The 3,183-nt window shown below is 34.7% G+C and carries 2 protein-coding genes; one reads left to right on the plus strand and one right to left on the minus strand.

All coding sequences use genetic code 11. The features are described 5' to 3' along the window. Positions 1 to 1,591 (minus strand): hypothetical protein (locus H0V01_07815; protein ID MBA2583276.1); only part of this gene is annotated, 1,591 nt, incomplete at its 3' end. A gap of 157 nt (positions 1,592 to 1,748) precedes the next feature. Here H0V01_07815 and H0V01_07820 point away from each other — a divergent pair. Continuing rightward, positions 1,749 to 3,183 (plus strand): hypothetical protein (locus H0V01_07820; protein MBA2583277.1); only part of this gene is annotated, 1,435 nt, incomplete at its 3' end.

Consider the following 3,183-nt stretch of genomic DNA (forward strand, 5'->3'; position numbering starts at 1 on the left):
TGGTATGCATTACTGTATCGGAACAGTGGGGGTAAGTGTTGTAGGCAATTAGCATTACCTCATAAGTTCCACCCGAATCAAATAGTTGGGTAAAGTTTTCTGAATAAAGGGTATCCCCGTTTGGAAACACCCAGATATAATGTGTGGCATTTTTACTGTTGTTTATAAAACCAATTTTTAGCGGCTCATCTTTAAATTTTTGTGTAAGGTAACCTGCCTTTACCTGGTTTGTTTCAGTAATACTTACCGTATCTGAAAAAACACAGCCCATTGCATCTGTTACTTTGTATGTATATGTTCCTGATCCAAGGCCCGTGAAATTTCCTGTTGTGTTCGTTTGGCCTGCAATGGAATACACAAAGGGAGCAGTGCCATTTTGTAACTGGCCCAGTTTAAAAGAACCATTGTTATCCCCGCAAATGCCATTGGTAACATTAACAGTATCTGGCCTTGGCTCTTTAACAAGTACCCGAACAGGCAGTACTTTGGAGCAGCTATCCGTACTCCAAATGCGGCAGGTGTAGGTTGTGGTTTTTTGCCCTGCAAACACAGGGTTTGGGCAGTTGTAGCAGCTTAAATTCTGTTGGGGAAGCCATTCGTAATTTATTCCTCCTGTTGCTGTTAATTGGGCTTTTGTTCCTGAACAGATTGTTGTGTCTTTGGCTATAGTTGTTGTGAATGGATTGCAGGTTGTATTGTAAGCAAAGTTAAAACCTAATAATGGGTTAGAATAAAGAGCAACTCCTTGGTGAATTACCTTATAATTAAATGATATGGAATTGTAGGTCAATTGATTTTTTATATCAGCTAATCCGTCACTGCCTTTCATTACATTATTAGCTATATCATCATCTAATCCAAACAGTTGATTATTTTGATAATAAAAATGACCTTTTACACCACATCCAAATAATTCGTTTACTGCATCTGAACCACCAATTAATCCTAATAAATTATTTTCAACATAAACATAAGATCCATCATAAATGGTATCTGCCATTCGATCTGAAATAATTGACATACCTACTGGCATCATGCTATTTATCGGATTAACTTTTGATAAATAATATTGATTATTAACACTTGTATTTTTATCATTAAGTACAATAACCAGATTAGTAACAGGTAAAATTGGGTTTTCATAAAGAATTACTATATATGGACAGCCGACAACACAATTTAAACATGGTGCAATAGGTTGTGGCGGAATTTCAATATTATAATTAGTAATTATTGGGGAAATGTCATTTGTGATATCTACAGCATGAATTGAGTAATTAGGGGCAGAGGCAATAAAATTATCTATTATTTTACTTACTTTATTTTGATTATTAATATTATAAATCTTTCCATTCAATTTTATATCTGCAGGCGATGTTTCTATCCCAATTTTATAGCTAAATAAAAAAGCTTTCCTTACAGTGCTACCAGGTTCTATATATACATTAAAATTTCCGTTGCCAGCACCCATGCAGAAGGAAAATCCCGCCACAGTAACTCCACCGTTAAACACATCCTGATAATATATTTGTTGTCCATGTGAAAACAAGGAAAAAGTCAACAAAAAATTTACTATGTATATAATCCTCATAGTCACAAAAATAGCAAGGTTTGGAAGAATGTGCAAATAATTGTTAAAACTATTTAAAACTTTATTTGCAAATCCATTTTTTTTTTTACGACTTTTGCTCGGAGAAAATCATCCATTGGTCTTCAATAACTATAAATTCATTTAAATAAATTTGATTATGAAAAAACAATTGGTACTGCTTTTTTGTTTGCTTTTCTCTGGAATAGCAAACTTGCGGCTTGATGCACAAAATAATGTTTGGTCGTTGCCTGGACAATATAAAATTGGTGAACTTCTCCAAACTCTCCCCACCCCAGCAAACCCAGATCCGGATTCACCACATCTTTATTACCAAGGCCAGCCTTCATTATATACTCATAATGCCATGCAGGATGCACAAGGCAAATTGCTGTTTTTTGTTGTAGATGGTGTAGTGTATGACAAAAACGGAAGATTTATTGATGAATTAACAACCTTTCTAATTAGTAATGATAAAAAAGTAAAAGGAACTTCAGAATTTATGATTGTTCCAGATCCTGGGAATTGCCAGCGGTATTATTTCTTCACCTTACAAAGGTATGCTGATAACGTTACATCTGATCAATCACCTTATTATGGTATTTTAGATTTATCTCTCCCTCATGTTATAAATCCTAATGGCCCGGTGAGAGGGGCTATGATACGTTTTAACACTTTAGACAATATGCAGGATATTCAAAATATGATGCCTGGATTTACTTGCTATACAGTAAACGGTGGAAAATTCGGAAATAGATTTCTTGCTGCATCTCCTCTAAGGCCAAATAATTCTAGGTTTGTTTTTGTTTCCAGTGGCTTTACCATTTATAGACTTGTAATTACACCATCAGGTTTAGTATATGATGGTATTGCAACAGAAATGACACTTGCTTCTTGTGAAACTATGAATCACAGAAGTGAAATGGAATTGATTGTTAATAGCAATGGTAATTATTCTATTGCCTGTCCTAATCGCTTTGAATCTTTTGGTGGCGGACTTAATCAAATATATATTGCAGAACTTGATTTTGCCACCGGAAATCTCATACCAGGATCCGAAAGAAATATTCAAATTGCAGCTGTAGATAATATTAGAGGTATTGAATTTTCACCCAATGGACGTTTTTTATATTTTACGGCTGAAAATCATGGAATAAAATATTTTGATATATTAAATTCTACACTTCATACAGTAGGTTTTAATACAAATGAGTTTAGAAAATCTTTCATAGAATTAGGTAAGGATGGAAAATTATACTTCCCGGTACAAAATCGTATGGCTACACTTTCAAATCCAGATCAGCCCGATTTTGTCAATAACTGGAATAACCATTTCATTTCTATTGAATACAATGAAAACAATGCGGGTTCTACCCTGCCTGGAATGCCAGCCTTTACCCTCCCTGATCAAATTGATGGTATGGATTATAAGGATCACTTTTTTGCAAATGTAGCATGTTGCAGGGCAAATAACGACTATTTTTTAACATCGCATACTTTCCCATCTGGAACTACCGAATGGTGGGCATCCACCCCAAATGAAATACTTACAATACGCGATGAACTAATAGTACCAAAGGGTGCTACTTTAATTT

It is taken from the genome of Bacteroidota bacterium (assembly GCA_013696965.1).
Taxonomy (GTDB): domain Bacteria; phylum Bacteroidota; class Bacteroidia; order JACCXN01; family JACCXN01; genus JACCXN01.